General features: G+C 53.6%; 16 protein-coding genes and 1 pseudogene. 7 read left to right on the top strand and 10 right to left on the bottom strand.

The features are described from left to right. Positions 1-111 precede the first annotated feature (111 nt). Complete coding sequence (locus MUU53_RS02450; RefSeq protein WP_247259431.1) at positions 112-336, bottom strand: hypothetical protein; 225 nt, start codon at positions 334-336, stop codon at positions 112-114. 115 nt (positions 337-451) lie between these two features. On the opposite strand from MUU53_RS02450, the gene MUU53_RS02455 reads away from it, so the two are divergent. Then, entirely contained in the window at positions 452-976 is a 525-nt protein-coding gene (locus MUU53_RS02455; RefSeq protein WP_343229094.1) for a PIN domain-containing protein, read from the top strand. An 82-nt stretch (positions 977-1058) separates the two neighbouring features. On the opposite strand, the gene MUU53_RS02460 is transcribed toward MUU53_RS02455, so the two are convergent. The 7 genes from MUU53_RS02460 to MUU53_RS02490 form a co-directional block, all read right to left on the bottom strand. After that, positions 1059-1850, bottom strand: coding sequence for a hypothetical protein (locus tag MUU53_RS02460; protein WP_247259433.1), 792 nt, complete (start codon positions 1848-1850; stop codon positions 1059-1061). A gap of 40 nt (positions 1851-1890) precedes the next feature. After that, on the bottom strand, positions 1891-2697 hold the full coding sequence (locus tag MUU53_RS02465; RefSeq protein WP_247259434.1) for a metallophosphoesterase: 807 nt from the start codon (positions 2695-2697) through the stop codon (positions 1891-1893). 79 nt (positions 2698-2776) lie between these two features. Beyond that, positions 2777-4507, bottom strand: coding sequence for an AAA family ATPase (locus MUU53_RS02470; RefSeq protein WP_247259435.1), 1731 nt, complete (start codon positions 4505-4507; stop codon positions 2777-2779). Between the two features lie 233 nt (positions 4508-4740). Next, positions 4741-5337, bottom strand: a complete 597-nt coding sequence (locus tag MUU53_RS02475; RefSeq protein ID WP_247259436.1) for a hypothetical protein — start codon at positions 5335-5337, stop codon at positions 4741-4743. Positions 5338-5498: 161 nt separating this feature from the next. After that, positions 5499-5723, bottom strand: a complete 225-nt coding sequence (locus MUU53_RS02480; protein ID WP_247259437.1) for a hypothetical protein — start codon at positions 5721-5723, stop codon at positions 5499-5501. Between the two features lie 17 nt (positions 5724-5740). Then, positions 5741-6259 carry a hypothetical protein gene (locus tag MUU53_RS02485; RefSeq protein ID WP_247259438.1) on the bottom strand — a complete coding sequence of 173 codons (519 nt, stop codon included), beginning with the start codon at positions 6257-6259 and terminating at the stop codon, positions 5741-5743. Next, on the bottom strand, positions 6256-6795 hold the full coding sequence (locus tag MUU53_RS02490) for a hypothetical protein (RefSeq protein ID WP_247259439.1): 540 nt from the start codon (positions 6793-6795) through the stop codon (positions 6256-6258). Before MUU53_RS02490 ends, MUU53_RS02485 begins: the two co-directional genes overlap by 4 nt. 595 nt (positions 6796-7390) lie before the next feature. Between MUU53_RS02490 and MUU53_RS02495 the strand changes: the two genes are divergently transcribed. The 3 genes from MUU53_RS02495 (at position 7391) to MUU53_RS02505 (ending at position 12188) form a co-directional block, all read left to right on the top strand. Beyond that, entirely contained in the window at positions 7391-8824 is a 1434-nt protein-coding gene (locus MUU53_RS02495) for a reverse transcriptase domain-containing protein (protein WP_247259440.1), read from the top strand. 313 nt (positions 8825-9137) lie between these two features. Beyond that, positions 9138-10433 carry a carbon-nitrogen hydrolase family protein gene (locus MUU53_RS02500; protein ID WP_247259441.1) on the top strand — a complete coding sequence of 432 codons (1296 nt, stop codon included), beginning with the start codon at positions 9138-9140 and terminating at the stop codon, positions 10431-10433. Between the two features lie 87 nt (positions 10434-10520). Then, on the top strand, positions 10521-12188 hold the full coding sequence (locus MUU53_RS02505) for a hypothetical protein (RefSeq protein WP_247259442.1): 1668 nt from the start codon (positions 10521-10523) through the stop codon (positions 12186-12188). 43 nt (positions 12189-12231) lie between these two features. Here MUU53_RS02505 and MUU53_RS02510 read toward each other — a convergent pair whose 3' ends face one another. Both MUU53_RS02510 and MUU53_RS02515 read right to left on the bottom strand, forming a co-directional pair. Next, positions 12232-13137 (bottom strand): ImmA/IrrE family metallo-endopeptidase, encoded by a 906-nt coding sequence (locus tag MUU53_RS02510; RefSeq protein ID WP_247259443.1) that lies wholly within the window; start codon positions 13135-13137, stop codon positions 12232-12234. Beyond that, positions 13134-13463 carry a helix-turn-helix domain-containing protein gene (locus tag MUU53_RS02515; protein ID WP_247259444.1) on the bottom strand — a complete coding sequence of 110 codons (330 nt, stop codon included), beginning with the start codon at positions 13461-13463 and terminating at the stop codon, positions 13134-13136. The genes MUU53_RS02510 and MUU53_RS02515 overlap by 4 nt, the downstream gene beginning before the upstream one ends. A 208-nt stretch (positions 13464-13671) precedes the next feature. Between MUU53_RS02515 and MUU53_RS02520 the strand changes: the two genes are divergently transcribed. From MUU53_RS02520 to MUU53_RS02530, 3 genes and pseudogenes are all read left to right on the top strand, one after another. Further along, a complete protein-coding gene (locus MUU53_RS02520) occupies positions 13672-14919 on the top strand; it encodes a nucleotidyltransferase domain-containing protein (RefSeq protein ID WP_247259445.1) in 1248 nt (415 codons plus the stop codon). Continuing rightward, positions 14916-15164, top strand: coding sequence for a type II CBASS E2 protein (locus MUU53_RS02525; RefSeq protein WP_247259446.1), 249 nt, complete (start codon positions 14916-14918; stop codon positions 15162-15164). The genes MUU53_RS02520 and MUU53_RS02525 overlap by 4 nt, the downstream gene beginning before the upstream one ends. Positions 15165-15178: 14 nt before the next feature. Next, positions 15179-15640, top strand: a pseudogene (locus MUU53_RS02530) (transposase); the annotation flags it as partial.

Here is a 15640-nt window from a genome sequence, read left to right on the forward strand (position 1 = left end):
TGATTAGCAAACGCCCAAAAGGGACCAGGCAGTCTTTTCCGTCTTGTTCGGTGAATAAGTGCTGCCGGGGCAATGATCGCTTGAGTCCCGGTGAGTAGCCATTTAGAGACTTTATTCCGATATCGGTCCCCCACGAGCCAAAAAATCCCTCGCTTCATTTGTCATCTGTGATCTTGAAATCTTAATCATAAACTCGTGGCCGCCATCTTTTACCTTGAGCGTCCCAGTGGTTCGCAGCTGCTCAAAGAAACGCCGTAGCTCTCCCTCTTTCGGAATGGTGACGATGTTGGCAGACACCGCGTCTTGCTCTCTGGGATTTCTATCTTCTTTACCCATTACAATCTCCCATAAGCGGCGGCTCGAAACGCAATTCCGAGGGAATAAGGTCCGTTAATCGCCTGTTAACCATTATTTCGGACGTTGCTCGCATTCGAATTGAGCGGGCATTTCTATGACGACCGGATACTTACTCGATACGTGCGTTTTGAGCGAAACCAGCAGGCTTAAGCCCAATCCGCAGGTACTTCGGTTCATAGAAGGTGCGCCGAACCTCACCATCCCAGCTGCTGCTATCGTCGAGTTTCAACAGGGGATCATGCAGCTTTGTTCTCGTGACCCCGTCAAAGCCGTTAGGCTGACCACCTGGTACCAAGGGCTTATCGCCACCGGCATGCCCATCCTTGAGACAGGAAAGGATGTTGCCGAGGTGTGGGGGAATTTGGCTGCCGATCCCCGACTCCGCAATCTTATCGTATCCCATCCGGGGGCAAAAAGAATTCGCTTCGGACAGGACCTCCATATCGCGGCAGCAGCGCTGGTGAGTCAATTGCCGATTGCAACCTTTAATGTCAAAGACTTCCTGTTGATTAATAGCTGCTACCCCCTTCCAGGCATTTACAATCCTCAAGACGACACGTGGCATGCTCGGTCAGTCATGTCTCATCCTCTAGCAGAGCGAGCTAGCGCTTCTCCATAAGATAGCTCACCTTAGAACTTTCTCCACATGTACGTTAGTTGCGTCACCAGCATCGCTCGCGAGGTGTTTCGGTTTCTCCTGCTTAGCGACCAACACGACACCTAAGCCGCCGAACGGGTAGCGACTCCACATATTGAATCTCCCGGTCGGCGGTGTACGGCAGTTCGATCTCCCACGTCCGCATTCGTGTGACGGCTTCTTTCGCAGAAATGCCAAGCCTGATGGTGACGATCCGCAAGCTAAGGGCTCCAGCCGACCACCCTTCCAGGATCGTCCGCTCGTATTCCGGATGTTCCGGCTTGAAGTGGCTGTTGTCCCCGTTTCGGAAAAGATCGATGGCCTTCAGAATGCAACGAACGGCCTCTTCGTCGGACATGTGACCGGCTTCGAAACCTGTCACCGAGGGCCAAGATTCCTCGTGCCACCACCTGGGTGACCGTGTGTGTTGTTCGTTGCCGCCCAGTTCGAACCGCCAGTAACTCCCACGCGCACGGAAATAGAAATGATGTCCGTCTAACCTTCCCTCTGCCTGCACCGGCGTCCAGCCCGACATGTGGTACAGTTCAAAATCCCTGAGCCATTCCAGCTCCCCTCGGGTATCAGCTGAGAGATGCAACCGTTGAAGGTCGAAGGGAGCGTCTTCCGGATCGTCAAACTCCAGGCCGAAACCGGCGTTGGTCATGGTGCGGAAAAACTCCGACACTCTGCCTGCCACCTTGGGCGGGGCCCAAATGTCGTCATCGCGAACGTAGCCCGCCGCGTCGGCGAGTTGCTCGACCTCTCGCCTGTCTTCCGCCGACATCTTTTTGAAAGTGATCGCGTAGGTGCAGGAACCGTTGCTCCAAAGTGGCTTTAGAACCAGCTTGCTGGACATTTCGATTTACTCCTTTGGGTACAGTCACATCCGTTCGGTTTCAAAGCTCGATCACGAAGCCATGGCGATACCCGTTTTTGCCACGTTCATGCCGATAGCCGAGTGGGTTGCAGATCACCCGAGTGTGCCCCTCGACGTAGTCTTGGAACTGATGGATGTGGCCGTGAATCCAGATATCAGGTCGCCCGTTCTGGATGACTTCAGTGAGATCGCTGGCGAAAGCAGCGTTGGTGGCTTCACCCTGGTACTGTTTCAGCAATGATCGTGGAGACGGCGCGTGATGCGTCAGGACCACGGTCTTGCCAGTCCAGGACTTTGCCATTTCACCAGAGATAAATGCCTTGCTCTCCATATGCCTGGCGATGATCTCGCGGCTCGTAATGAGCCGTGGCATTCCCTCACGAAACGGAGGCGAGCCATAGATTTCGCGGAAATCGAGCATGCTTCTTCGGCAGAAGGACACGGCGGCTTCAGCGCGATCAGGAAGCGGCAACTCATCGTCGATGCCCCACGGGACCTGGTAGTCAGTCCAGAGCGTCGCGCCGATGATCCTGACGTGACCGATTTCAAGCGTTTCATTTTCCAGAAGATGGATGTTGCTTTCGCCGGTGGCCTTTAGGCCTTCCGACAGAGCACCGTTGATGGTGTTCCCGTAATAGTCGTGATTACCAAGTACAATGACGACCGGCATCGTTGGGACGATCCGCCGTCTCAAAAATTCGAGGCCGAATGCCAGGAAACCAGAAATGTCGCCTGCGCAGACACAGATGTCGGCTGGAGGGATGTCGATTTCGGCAGTCATGTCGGCGTGCGTGACGTGCATGTCACTGATGATCCATGCTTTCATGGCTGTAACCTTCAAAGATGTGAGGGAAATGGGCGAACGGGATGCAGACGCATCACTCGCCGCAAAAGAATGCGAACCTTCAGGCCGAGGTGGCTATGCGTGGCTGTGCGTCGAGCTTAGCGGCCATCTTTGCGACCTGATCAGCAGAGACTTTCCCCTTCGCCTCCAGCTCGTTGGCGATAGCCTCAACGAGTTTCAGGTGACTGCGGACAATCTGCTTCGCCCGCTCGAATTCGGTCCGGAGTACATCGTCCACCCAGACGGCGACACCAGGGTCTTGAAGTCGAAGTGTTTCAAGCTCACGGTCGCTTTTCGCCAGGCTATGTCGGAGGCGATTACCCATTCCCATGCCACTCTGTAGCATCGTAGCGATACGGGTGGCTTGGGCGAGATCGGAGTTCGGGCCCGCGCCAGCTCCATCACTCACCGCCCCTAGGAGCACCTCCTCGGCAGCAATCCCCGCAAGCAACACTGCAATTCGATCTCTGTAGGTTTGGACGGTGCGGTATGCGACGTTGGGTACCTCGAAGTATGCCCCACCACCCGGCACCGTCTCACTGTCATTACGCGTATGATCGATGATCATGGCCCCGTAGAACTTGCCATGATCGAGCGCGATGACTGCAACGCTATGGCCTGCCTCATGAACCGCGAGCGCCCGCCGCAATTCGCCTGTGATCGCCACCATTTCTGGCAACGATTTCGCAATGTCAGCCATGGTGACATCCCGTTTGGCCCGTCGAGCAATACGCTTCGCATCTCGGGCCACCTTGGCGAGATCAGCTCCGGAAAACCCGTTGGTGGCTGCCATCAACTTTGGAAGCTGTTTCCTCGGCAGAGGTTGACCGAGTTGTTGCTGAAGGATGGCGATCCTGTCTGACGCAGTCGGGAGAGGAATAGCCACATGTCTGTTCAATCGCCCGGGCCGCAAAATGGCTGGATCGACACGACCGAGAGCATTGGTTGCGCCGATCACGACGACGCCTTCACGTCCGTCGAGCCCATCCAGAAGTTCAAGAAAGCCATTCACCACCTGGGTGCTGTAGTCTTTGTTATCGGCCGAGAAGGAGTTGCGGTCGCCGAAGCTGTCCAACTCGTCACAGAATAGAATGCAAGGCGCACTTTCCTTCGCTTTTTCGAAGTCAGCTCGCATAGCCTTCAGCAGGTCACCGAGGTGCCCTCTTGCCTGCCATCGCGCCAGAGACGTCGCAATGATGGGCACATTGCACTGCCGGGCCAGGGCGGCGGCAAACTGCGTCTTTCCAACCCCTGGCGGTCCCGATAGAATGATCCCGGTATCGACTTCCGACCAATCGATCTTGCCTCGCTGCCAGTCGACCAAGTCCTGGGCCAGCTCAAGTCCCCAGTCCTTGGCTTGACCATAGCCGAACATATCCTGTAACGGCGGCAGGCTTTCGCTCTTGGTGCTCGACGGTTTGGCATCAAGGGCAGATGCCTCGGCCAGACGCGCCAACGCGTTCCCGATTGGACGACCTCGCCGCAATGCCGCCCAAACATGCAGTAGCGGATAAGACATCGCCGCTTCCGCTTCGGTGGGACTGACGTCGATCTGATAGGCAATCCGGCATCCGATCCGAAAGTCCATTGTCGAGATCGGCTGGATGTCGACTTCGACGTCAACTTTCAAGGAGACTTGAAAAGGAAGTTCGGCACCCTGTTCCCTGAAAATGAGAAGGCGGCGCTTTCGGCTGAAGTCCCCGTCCATCCTCTTGAGAATGGTCCTTGGCTTATCGGTAGCCGCGATCATCATGTAGGCAATGTCATCCCGATCCGCAGAAAATCGAAGCAAGAGATTTTCGGCGCATGGATCGTAGTCCTCACCAGATCGGTCCGACGGAACATTCAGCAGGACTACGCAGTCAGTGCCTCTGATAAAATCAGGGGCCTTCCTCAGTGCACGCCTGAGCGTGCAGTACAACGCGGCATCCTGTGGCGTCTTCAGTGAATATTTTGTTTTAGGCACAGTTACCCTCCTCGCGGCCTGAGCCACGACTTCGAACATGGAATGTTGTGGTGATGGGTCTAGCCGCGATAGCGGCGAACAATGGTCTCTGGCCCGATCAGTGCGGTGTCGAGATCGATCTCGATCAAACGCCCGACGGCCATATTTGCCAAGCCACGTATCGGCTTGGTTTCCTGGAATACGGTGAGGCTCTCAGCCAGGGTCAGGGAAGATTGTTCATCCAGAACGGACAGCAATCTCACCCGGTCCCCCAAGCTCACTTCACCGCCCGAGCATTGAAGCAGGTCTTTGCAATTCTTCAGACGGATCGGATCGATGTCTCCACGCGACATGGTCCGGTATGTGAACCCTTCACGGATGATTGCCTCGGCCACCCATGGGGGTGGGCGTCGCTGCCCAACGGCATCGATCACCAGGATGTCGAACTGACGTTCGGCGACGAAATCGGGAGAATAGGTATCAAACCCCTGGCGCAGCTGTAGAGACCGGCAGTTCCAGCTCGAAATCTCGTCTTCGAATTCCAACAAGCACGCCACATCACGCGCCAGTTGGTCCCTGGCGATGAAACGGCCTACGCAACGGTTGAATTTGGGCTGGGAGAGAATGGTTTGCGACGTACGGGACGTCTTGCCAGAAGGCAGCGACTGGATACTCATCTACACAACTCGAATGTGCACGCAGTTGACGACAGCCCCTCGCGAGGCGGTGGGTCAGCGGGATATTCGTATGATGTGTAGGGTCGCGTTTTTCATGGTAAGAACGAATAGGGAACAATATCGAGCGTGTCAATGGTCTTTTTTGGAAGAGGCAACACTGGCTATTTCTCCACGGAGTTCGCCAGAGCCTTCTTCAACTCGACCATGGTTAGACTTTTCACATGCTCTGCGCTGTAGAGGAGCACGTCACGATCCACCTTCAACGCGGTCCTGATGTCTACACTCGGCTGCAGCTGCAACCGTCCCAGTAACGCACCAGTCGTCGTGTCCGAAATGCATATGCTGACGATTGCGCCTTGTATCGCTTTTAAAACCGGGTCGGCCATTTGATTGTATGTCCTACTCACGGGCGTGTGGAAAAGCCAAACATGCTTAACGTTTCAGATGAGCAAGGCTGGACAACGCTCGACGGCGAACCCAGAGTTGCCGTAGACTGGACCTCGGTCGATTTGGCCCCATCGCAAATGTAGCCAAGATTGCCGGGGAGCGCACAAACGGCATCGCTCACCCGGAGCATGCGCAGAGAACCGGTAATGTAATTCAGGCAACCTGGAAACTCCCGTGCTAATACTTTTGGAGCTTCGTCGACGGTCGGATTGATGGCGTTATCGGAGCAGATAAACAAGCGGTCGGCTCCCCGCTCTAGCCAGAGTGACTGATCCGAGAATTTCCGCTTAAGGTCTGCAAGATTGCCGCTGGGGCATCCCAACGTTGTCTGAAAATCGATCTTGATATGTGGCGAACTGCCGAATTCGCGTCCGAACCACTCATTAAAACGTTCGACGCCTAGCCCGATGTATTCCGAGCAAATCGCTCCAAGTATGAACCCGCCCACAGCCCAGGCCGTTGTCTTGATGGTCATGGGACCGGGGCAACCATGTACGCGATCCGGGCTCCGTCTACCGGAATTTCCAGCCTTAACCATCCGCTAGACTCGCTTACCCGGCACACAACTCCGCCATCACCATCCTGAACAAACCCGCGTTTCCCCCCGACGAATGCAGTGACGCAATCGGCAACCAGAACGTCATTCTCCTTCAATCGGCTCGCGACAATCTCGGTTGCCTGGTTCAGATTGACGATACTGCCCTCCACCTCCGACACTTTGATGAAATTGTCGAACCTACTGCGGAGGATATTTACCAGTCCAGACGGACTGTCAGCGTTACCTAGAAGTTCAGCCGAGGAAGACTGAGGGCCTTGAAGACCCTCCACAACCACATCGCACCAGTTCTGCTCGCGGATTTCGGTCGACCAACATGCCGATGCGTTCTTCACCCACGCGCCATCCTCAGGCGGATCGTCCGGATTGAGATTGCAGGTACACTTCTCGCGTGTTGGATTTTCCGCACTTGCTTCGCCTACCGGTCCCGCTACGAACGAAAGTGCTATCAGCAAGTACAGTATCCGCATATCGATTGCCCCCAAAACATTGGCAATCCTACAAGGAACACTCGCAAACGCAACGCGCTAAACTACCAGCACAAAGGTTCAACTTGAGCTTGGCGTTGGTGACGTCCTGCTTAACGGATCGTCCCGTGCCATTTTTATAAATGGTATTCAGAGTTCCCGCAGCGTCTAATCCGAGATGCGAGAGAGGCAACGATATACGCCGAGTGATCGTCGAGAGGCTTCGTGACGAAACCTTGTGGATTTGCTCTTTTTAGTTGATTTCAGCCCTTGAACCCGCAGCGGATAGATCCGATATTTCAGATATCTGGTCACGAGGGGAAACCTGGGGGATCGGAGACTTACTTGAAGCTGTCAAGCCCGAAGGCGGCCAGCAGTAATGCAATGATGATGTCCATCCGGACCTCCGCATGAAGCTGGACGATGAAGGTACATGACGAGCAATCGTTCATGCAGCTAATATAGTCCATAATCTCGACTACTTGTGCCGCAGGGTATCCCATACCCGTTGTAAACAGTCGGGGGCGAAAGGATAACCGGACGCACAACGGTCCTTTTGCCCCCTCTCGCATCAGGGGGTGTCTTGAAAGCTTGGACTGCTTCCGTTCGGCGTTATCCTCATTTCGATCCAGTCATATCTGAAGCTGACGCTGAGGCTGTAGCGACCGATCCGAAGCGCGTAGCGGCTCATACATTCTATCCATTTCTTAAATACGACGAAGGCTGGACCGCGTATGCGAAGAAAGGAAAGAAGGGTAAGCGAAAAGATCGACCCATTCGGTTCGCGGCCAGGCTGGATAGCTGCATATTCTCCTATTACCGCTACTTGCTTTCGAAACCCTACGAAGCCCGCTTGTCGTCGGAAGCGCTCTCAAACTCTGTAATTGCCTACCGTCGTATTCCAAAGCTTGCTGGAGGTGGCGGCCAGAGCAACATCGATTTCGCGCGTAGCGCAGTCGAAGCTATCCAGTCACAGGGGAATTGCTGTGCCATCGCACTCGACATAAGCAGCTTCTTCGAGACGCTGGACCATTTACAGCTGCGGGATGTTTGGGCTAATTTGCTGGGGGTCGCACGCCTCCCCGACGATCATTTTAAGGTGTTTAAAGCGATCACCCGGTACGCCTTTGTCGACGTGAAAAAGGCCTATATCCGACTCGGATACTATGGTGACAAAACCGATAAGCACGGCAGGACAAGGCCTGGCTATCTGGTCAGCCGAGATAAAATTCCTGTTCAGCTGTGTGACGGCAAAACCTTCCGCGAAAAGATCGGGCGATCTTCGACGCAGCCATCGATCATAGAAGTGAACCCTCACGCTATGGGCGTACCGCAGGGAGCGCCGTTGTCTGACCTATTGGCAAACGCATATCTTTTAGAATTTGACAAGCATCTTCGAGACATCTGCACGAAGCTTGGCGGTTGCTTTTTCCGCTATTCAGACGACATCTTGGTAATCGCGCCTATCTCTGCCAACGACGCGATTGCGTTGGAGAAAGACATCCGAGACGCCATTACGCTCTACGGTAAAGGCCTAGTCATCAAAGAAGAAAAATCCGCTATTCACCAGTTCGAGAGCAAGGGATCGAAACAGAACATTTCCACGATCAAGGCGTCTGACAAGGACGGCAAGCCGATGCCGAACAAACCGTTCGAATACCTGGGCTTCAGATATGACGGTCGGCACGTTTACATCCGTGACAAGACCATGAGCAACCTTCACCGTAAGATCGCTTCTGTGTGCCGCGCAGTCGCAATTCGCCAGCGGAAGCGGTATCAAGGGAAAGCCTACCAAGACATTCTTGCATTGACGAACTGTGAGAAGGTCATCCAAGTCTTCGGCTCCGTTGAAGACTTTCATTCAAAAGCGGCTGACTACCGAGCCTGGACATTCACAACCTATGCCAAGCGCGCATCGAAGACTATGGGTGAATTAGGAAAGCCTATTCCTAGACAGCTAAAAAACTTGCGGGCAGCAGTATACCGTCGGTTGGATTACGAGCTTTCGCGGGTATAAGACTCCGAAACAAGCGGTTGGGCTAGGCAGGCTGAAGGGCGGCTCCATGTTCCCCATGCCAATGCAAATTCTGCGTGGCACCCACTCTGATTGGATCAACTTGCATCATGAAGAATTAGTACCCTAAAAAGGGAAGCCATTGCTTCGGTGGGTATAAATTTCAACTCCTATCAACAACCGACCCGGCTAGGGTGGATTGTGGCACAATCAATCAGAACGGGAAATAAATGGCTTCTGTTGATTGCATTTTCAGTGCTGAAATTTTATCAGGGCAGAAACGCTTTCCATAGAATTCTGAAGAGCTTTTCTTTCCATGGACACAGAATTTCCCGATCTATCGACCTTGAAGGAATGCTTCAGAGCTATCCCGGACATGGACCCCACACGTCGTTTGAAGCTGGCTGCATACTACCTTTGGCATGCTTTCTCGCGAGCCCCATCCCCCTTCTTGCAGTCGTATGCGGATGTCTCCGAAACTGTATACCTGAAGGAAGCGAAGCCTTTGATCTCGGAGCCCGATTCAATAATTGCAAAATTTGATCTGGAGAACGACACAGCGCTCGCCAAAACACTTGGGGTCTATCTGCGTGCTATAGATGAGGTAATTGCTGCTGAAAACTATGGCAGCTTTCCGGTCGATCCAAATGTAGACTGGGTTATTGATGGTGCACCGCGCGCTGCATTCTTTATCCCAGAAAGCCCACGCGCTTGGAGGTCGGACAAAAATCCTGATGATGATCATCGAGTTTTCAATCAGCGGGGGCTATTAAAAAATCGCATCCTGCCGGGTGTAATCGATGGGGCCGATGTGAAATTCTATTTCCTTCAAAGTTCACAGGCCCCTACCACGAAGATTAAGTTCGGAGCTGTACTATACCCAAAAATAAAATTCGAATATGATCCACCGGAAACCGATGATTTTATTATTACCAAGGCGGCCTGCAGGAAAAAGGATACAATTGCAGCTGACGCGATCCGTCGGTCGCATCAAGAGCAATGTTCTATTACCGTCTTCCCAGAAATGACTGTCGACGGTGATGCTTTAGCAGAAATAAAAAATAATCTTAAGCTTAAGCCTTGGCTTGAAGAAGGCCCCCTCGGCGTTGTTCCGGATATTGTCATAGCTGGTTCATGGCATCAGCAGCGCGATGGAGCCATGTACAACGTCGCAACGGTTTTGGATGGCAATGGCGACTTGAAGTTTGAGTATCGCAAGCGACTAAAATATCGAGATGCAAAGTCGGGCAGGGCTGAGAGGATAGAATACGGCACAGAGCTTCCCGTGATAATTCTTGAGCATGGTCTGTTTGGAGTTGGCATATGCCTAGATTACTGTGACGGCTCTTATCCGACCCCTTATGGGAAGCTAGATGTTGACTGCGTTCTCGTGCCTTCTTGTGGCAATGATCAAACTATGCGGAGTCATATCGACAAGGCATGGAACCTAAATCTTGATCGGAAGTCGCGCGCGTTCGTGGTTCAGCAGGGTGATTCCGGTCAACCACGAAGGCCGTTCCTCGGTTATGTCCTTCCGCCGATGGCGGTGAAGTCGTCCACTCAAGTTGCATCGCTAACGGTGCGCGAAACCTGGTCGACTTACGATGTTTGATCGTCGGCTTCTTGACATAGCTTTAATAAGAGCCAATGTAAAATGAAATGAAGTGAAACGTTCGGTAGTGACAACCTGGTGCAATCGATGGACATTCTTTCTCGGCTCGATTTGGTGGCTCGTGGCGAATTTTCCCCGGCGGAAGCACTGAAACTGGCGCGCGCCGCCGTTCTAGGCGACGACAAGCGAGTCCAGAACCGCGCGTACACCGCTGTTCGGGAGCGAACTTGGCAATACGTGAAGCAAAGTTCCCCCCTCGAAGACGCACGCTTGTGGCTGAATTCAATTCAGCACATTTCTTCTTTGCTGGCGGATAAGGGCGATGAGGTGCTTGCCGAACGGCTACGCGGAATGAGCGAACTGCTGCTGCAATCGCTTCGATTTGCAGACCTCCAACCTGTGGCAGACGCGCTTGAGAGAAAGCATGTCCGCAAACTTCTAGAAACACTCCTTGCAAAAGGTGGGAGCGCAAAGCGTGCTATCGTCTCAAAGGCCTTAGGCGTTGAAGATTCCAATCTTTCGCGCATTCTCACCATTGTATGCCCCCTTGATCTCGTTGAACGTCAGAGCCACGGGAAAGAGGCTATCTTGAAGCTGACCGCGAAAGGCCGTGAAGCAATCGAAGGCTCAAAACACGACGCTTTCAGGGCGGCTCATGACCTCAACGCTCACGCTATCGCAAGATGGGATACATCTGCTGGCCAAGTGGTGATGAACAAGCTCTTTAGCGAAATTTGCCAGCGAACATTGATTAACGAGCAAGAGTGCAATCATTTTCACAGTTGGTACGACGCTATACAGGACCGTTCTGTTGCGAAAGAAGCCGCTGACTCGGAGGGAACCCTTGTCCTGAAGCATACAGACGGACGGTGGATAAGAGTGTCAACTCGTCAATCGGCCGATGAGATTGTTGCAACCGTTGAAGACATCACAGCGGATCGAGAACGTGAGCACGCGCTTCGGATGCACATCCGTCAATTGGCGGGTGAAATCTCCGAGAGAAATCGAAAGGATGAGAAATTTTCGAACGCCGTTCGGGAATTTCGCGATAGGTTGCTACAGTTTGCCGACGGTGTCGATGTTCAGATAAGCACCGCACTAGATGCGACCGAACATGCAGGTAAGCAGAAACGCCTCAAGACTATGCTTGAGATGGCTAGATCGTGGCTTGTCGGCTTGCGCGTGACCGCAAGAGACTATTTTCCATTGCCCTTGGCAGAAACGCTGGATGATGGCTCCAGAGCTTGGGCTGCGCATAAGACGGCCATAAATCCGAAAGATTGGGCGCGTGACATTCAGCGAACTGCGGAACTCTTCGGTAAAGAGAGAGTCACGGTCAAGGTCTCTGGAATGGAGACGGTTGTTGGTTCTGCCGACCTATTGAATGCCACAGTAGGCCAACTTTTACTCACCAATTACAAGGGCCTCAATCCTTCAGTGTTTGAGAGCAAGATCGCTGAGGATCAATTGGTTCTCTCAGTGGGACTTAAAAGCAGTAAGCACTACGCGGGCACTACGCCACACACCCTACATCAGCAGCTACAGATGCGCGGTGTTGAGAACCTCGGGTTGGAATACTGTCGAGATTTGGTTCAAAGCTACGGCGGGACATTTCTGATAATTTCAGCGGGGAAGCAAAACCCAAAGGTCCAAGTCGTTTTTCCCCTCCGCAGAGAAGAGCGAAGTGGCTTTCACAATAAGCAGGTTGAAACGCAGTTAGCGCTAGCCCCATTCGTTACGCTGACAGGGCGATAAGGCTGGTTGGGTGACGGTAGCCATTGGCGCTGTTCGATATTCCTTATCCGCTTTGAAACCGGTCGAAAACATCCTCAATTCTGTCTTCAAACTGGAGTTTTGGCCCAAGACTCTCGAACTGCAATAACGTTAGTTCCTGGTCATACCGATCTGAGCGCAAGCACATCTCGATGACTGGTTCGTCGAACCATACGCCCGAGCGTTGATGAACTCCGGCTCGGGTTTCATCTGTATATTCGCCGCGTGCTGCTAAGGCCTGCGCTGGAAGCTCGTAGACATCGTTTTTCGTTCGGAGGAAGCGACCGCTCTTCAGTGCAGCATCACTGGATTTTGCCCACAGCGCGAAACCTTCATTTGACACAACAAGCATCGCCCTTGTCTCAGAATATTCGAGCCAGCGCAGCACCGCCGCAGTTAGCGAGACCCCATAACGCTTCGCGATATTGCCCAGCTTTTCGAAATCAACGCGGTCCTTCGCGGATATCTGCCGCCGGAAATCATGAAGTGGCATGAGCAATGTTGCTGCGAATTGGTCGGCCTCGGTCTCAATGTCGCCCCCGTCGCCACGAACGACGCTATCCTCACTGCAGAAAATGCCGCCCTTGTACTGCTCCTCGGATTCAATACGGTGGCGATGGAGAATGTAGTGCCCAAACTCATGGGCGATGGTGAAACGACGTCGAGTTTCTGATTGGTCCTCGTCGTAAATGATCCCCCATTGTCTCGGCGTCGTGTTGCTGAATACAAGTGCTCCGACACAGCCCGGAATCTTACCGCCCACTACCTGGTGGATTGGACTTTGCGGACAAGTGCTGGACGAGTATTCGACCGCTAATCTCTCCACATCAACGGGGCCCAGGTCAAACCGGCCGCCGCCCAACACCATATCCATCATCGTCGTCAGTTTGTTGGCTTCGGCCTTGGGTTTTGGCGACTGTGCAGGCTTCATTTCCTTCCCATCTTGGCCAAGGATTCCGCCATATCACGTAACACCTTGCGTGTGTCATCAGGAAGCCCGCTGTATTGCCTGAAGAACGCGATATCTTCCGCCTCAGTCCGGGTCTGATCATCACTTCCAATGAGATAGTCAGCGGTAACGCCGAGAGCCTTACCTATGTCAGCGAGCTTCTCGGCTGATGGCCGGGGAGGATTCTTGTTTTCGAGTTCCCAGATGTAGCTCTTCGACGAACCGGAAGCCGCAGCCAGTTGATCGAGAGTCAGCATTTTTTCCGTCCGTAACGCCTTTATGCGAACCCCAAGCTTGTTCTGCGTCATCCGATTTCCTTCCTTCTTTTCATTTTTCCACAGGTTCGGAGTAGCGATATTCTATGACCCTTGACTTCGAAATTCAAGGTCACCATATTGAGTTCGGAGTAGCGAACTTTTTAATCAAGGTTTAGCGAACTCTGAGACACAGACACAAAAGGGAGCGCCACAATGAACCGCAATTCGGTAGGCAAAACAACGAATATGGAGAAAACGAATGACAAGAACTACGCTCGATGGAATTGATCCGTTTCTGAACCGCATTGATGCGATCCTTGCTGAGATCGCCTTCAGCATCCAGCTCCCGCCCTCGCTACATGGCAAAGCCGTGGATCGCTACGACGCGGTGAGGAAGCACCTGGAAGCAACGACCTCGATCTTCTGTAATGAGATTGAGCACTTCTATCCTCAGGGGTCTATGGCAATCGATGCCACGATCTCCAACCGTGGTACGGATGACGAGTACGATCTAGACATCATCGCTCAGCTCGGTGAGCGCTTCCGGTCCATGCAGCCCCTCGAAATCCTGACCGAACTGGAAAAGGGACTGATCGGCTATCGCGGCTTGACGGTGGTTCGCCAAACCCGCTGCGTTACAATCTACTACGCTGACAAGATGCATCTCGATATCACGCCGTCGTTGCGAGACGACGGTACGCTCGAACGCCAGAGCGTTATCATGCACGCGAAAGGCCCCAAGGCGTCGAATGACGACCAGAAGGTGCCCATGAACGCTTATGGCTTCTGCCAGTGGTACGGCGAACGGACCCCGATGGAGCTGAAGGTTTTCCAAGCCTTTAAGCGCCGCTGGGAGGATGCCGAGCACCGCGCGATCACAGCTGATGCTGATGTAGATGAAGTTCCGATCCAGACGGAATTCGTCGTCAAGAGCAACACCACGTTGGCACTGCAGTTGCTGAAACGCTACCGCAACGTGCGATATGCCAACCGTCCCGGCCGCATGCCGCCGTCCGTGATGCTGTCATACTTCGCGGGTCTTGCGGCCAAGCCGGGCAGTTCTCTAGCGGAAGCACTTCTCCGGATCGCCAAATGGATTATTGGTGAAATCGACCAGGCGACGATACGCAACGCGACCCTTCACGTCGAGAACCCGGTTTATGCGGATGATGTGTTTACCGACCGTTGGCCGGAGAATGTCGAGCAGCAAGAGCGGTTCGCTCGCGACTTGCGCGAGCTTGTGAAGGGTGTCGAAAAGGCGCTGAATGGCGAGATGCTGCCGACCGTCTTGCAGGATTGGCTTCGCGAGGTCTTCGGGGATCGCGTCGTCACGAAAGCCGTCGACAACATGGTCAAAGAAACGCGTCGGGCTGCCGATCAAGGAACACAAGGCTACACCAAGCGTGGGAGCATCCTCGTTCCTGCCGCTCCGGCGGTTGTGACCTCGATCTATGCTTCGCCCGTCAAAGCCTCTCCTCACACCTACTTTGGGGATCGCTTCAAATGAGCGGGCAATACAAGACCATTGATGAGCAGATTGCCGCAATGCGGTCCGACTGGCCGCTCTTCCGCGCACGCAAAGTTGACCGCCATTCGGCGGTCTGGACTGGAGATGTGAAACCCCAGTTCGCCTCTTATCGCTTCGAAATTCGTTATGAGATCGGCGATTTTCCGGAGGTTCGGATATTGTCGCCAGGTAATCCCCCCGTCAATCAACGGGCTTCAAAAGTAGAATTTTCTCGGGCTTTATGATCGAGGAGATTTTTATGAAGACGAGCAGATTTAGAGAACCGCAGATAATGGCCATCCTGCGCCAGGCAGAAGGTGGTGTTCCAGTTCCCGAGCTATGCCGGGAGCACGGGATGAGTACGGCCTCATTTTACAAATGGCGGGCCAAATATGGGGGCATGGATGCCTCTATGATGAGCCAGATGAAGGCTCTGGAAGACGAGAACCGTCGACTGAAGAAGATGTATGCCGAGATGAGCATGCAGGCCGAACTGCTCAAAGAAGCTCTGGGAAAAAAGTGACGCGGCCATCTCAGCGCCGGGAGATGGCCGGGAAAGCCGTGGCGTTGCGCGGGGTGAGCATTGCGCTCGCCTGCCGCACCTTCGAGGTCAGCGAGACCTGCTATCGTTACAGCGCCAAGCCGAACGAGGAGAACGAACAGATCGCCGATCTCCTCATCGGGCTGACGCGAGCAAAGAAGAGCTGGGGCTTCGGCCTGT

It is taken from the genome of Affinirhizobium lemnae (assembly GCF_022968395.1).
GTDB lineage: Bacteria > Pseudomonadota > Alphaproteobacteria > Rhizobiales > Rhizobiaceae > Neorhizobium > Neorhizobium lemnae.

What these genes read in the sequence shown, in the direction of transcription:
- MUU53_RS02500 (WP_247259441.1), top strand. Translation starts at nt 9,138, where the DNA reads ATGGACACAGAATTTCCCGATCTATCGACCTTGAAGGAATGCTTCAGA.
- MUU53_RS02475 (WP_247259436.1), bottom strand. Translation starts at nt 5,337, where the DNA reads ATGAGTATCCAGTCGCTGCCTTCTGGCAAGACGTCCCGTACGTCGCAA.
- MUU53_RS02510 (WP_247259443.1), bottom strand. Translation starts at nt 13,137, where the DNA reads ATGAAGCCTGCACAGTCGCCAAAACCCAAGGCCGAAGCCAACAAACTG.
- MUU53_RS02525 (WP_247259446.1), top strand. Translation starts at nt 14,916, where the DNA reads ATGAGCGGGCAATACAAGACCATTGATGAGCAGATTGCCGCAATGCGG.
- MUU53_RS02480 (WP_247259437.1), bottom strand. Translation starts at nt 5,723, where the DNA reads ATGGCCGACCCGGTTTTAAAAGCGATACAAGGCGCAATCGTCAGCATA.
- MUU53_RS02485 (WP_247259438.1), bottom strand. Translation starts at nt 6,259, where the DNA reads ATGACCATCAAGACAACGGCCTGGGCTGTGGGCGGGTTCATACTTGGA.
- MUU53_RS02520 (WP_247259445.1), top strand. Translation starts at nt 13,672, where the DNA reads ATGACAAGAACTACGCTCGATGGAATTGATCCGTTTCTGAACCGCATT.
- MUU53_RS02505 (WP_247259442.1), top strand. Translation starts at nt 10,521, where the DNA reads ATGGACATTCTTTCTCGGCTCGATTTGGTGGCTCGTGGCGAATTTTCC.
- MUU53_RS02465 (WP_247259434.1), bottom strand. Translation starts at nt 2,697, where the DNA reads ATGAAAGCATGGATCATCAGTGACATGCACGTCACGCACGCCGACATG.
- MUU53_RS02460 (WP_247259433.1), bottom strand. Translation starts at nt 1,850, where the DNA reads ATGTCCAGCAAGCTGGTTCTAAAGCCACTTTGGAGCAACGGTTCCTGC.
- MUU53_RS02450 (WP_247259431.1), bottom strand. Translation starts at nt 336, where the DNA reads ATGGGTAAAGAAGATAGAAATCCCAGAGAGCAAGACGCGGTGTCTGCC.
- MUU53_RS02455 (WP_343229094.1), top strand. Translation starts at nt 452, where the DNA reads ATGACGACCGGATACTTACTCGATACGTGCGTTTTGAGCGAAACCAGC.
- MUU53_RS02515 (WP_247259444.1), bottom strand. Translation starts at nt 13,463, where the DNA reads ATGACGCAGAACAAGCTTGGGGTTCGCATAAAGGCGTTACGGACGGAA.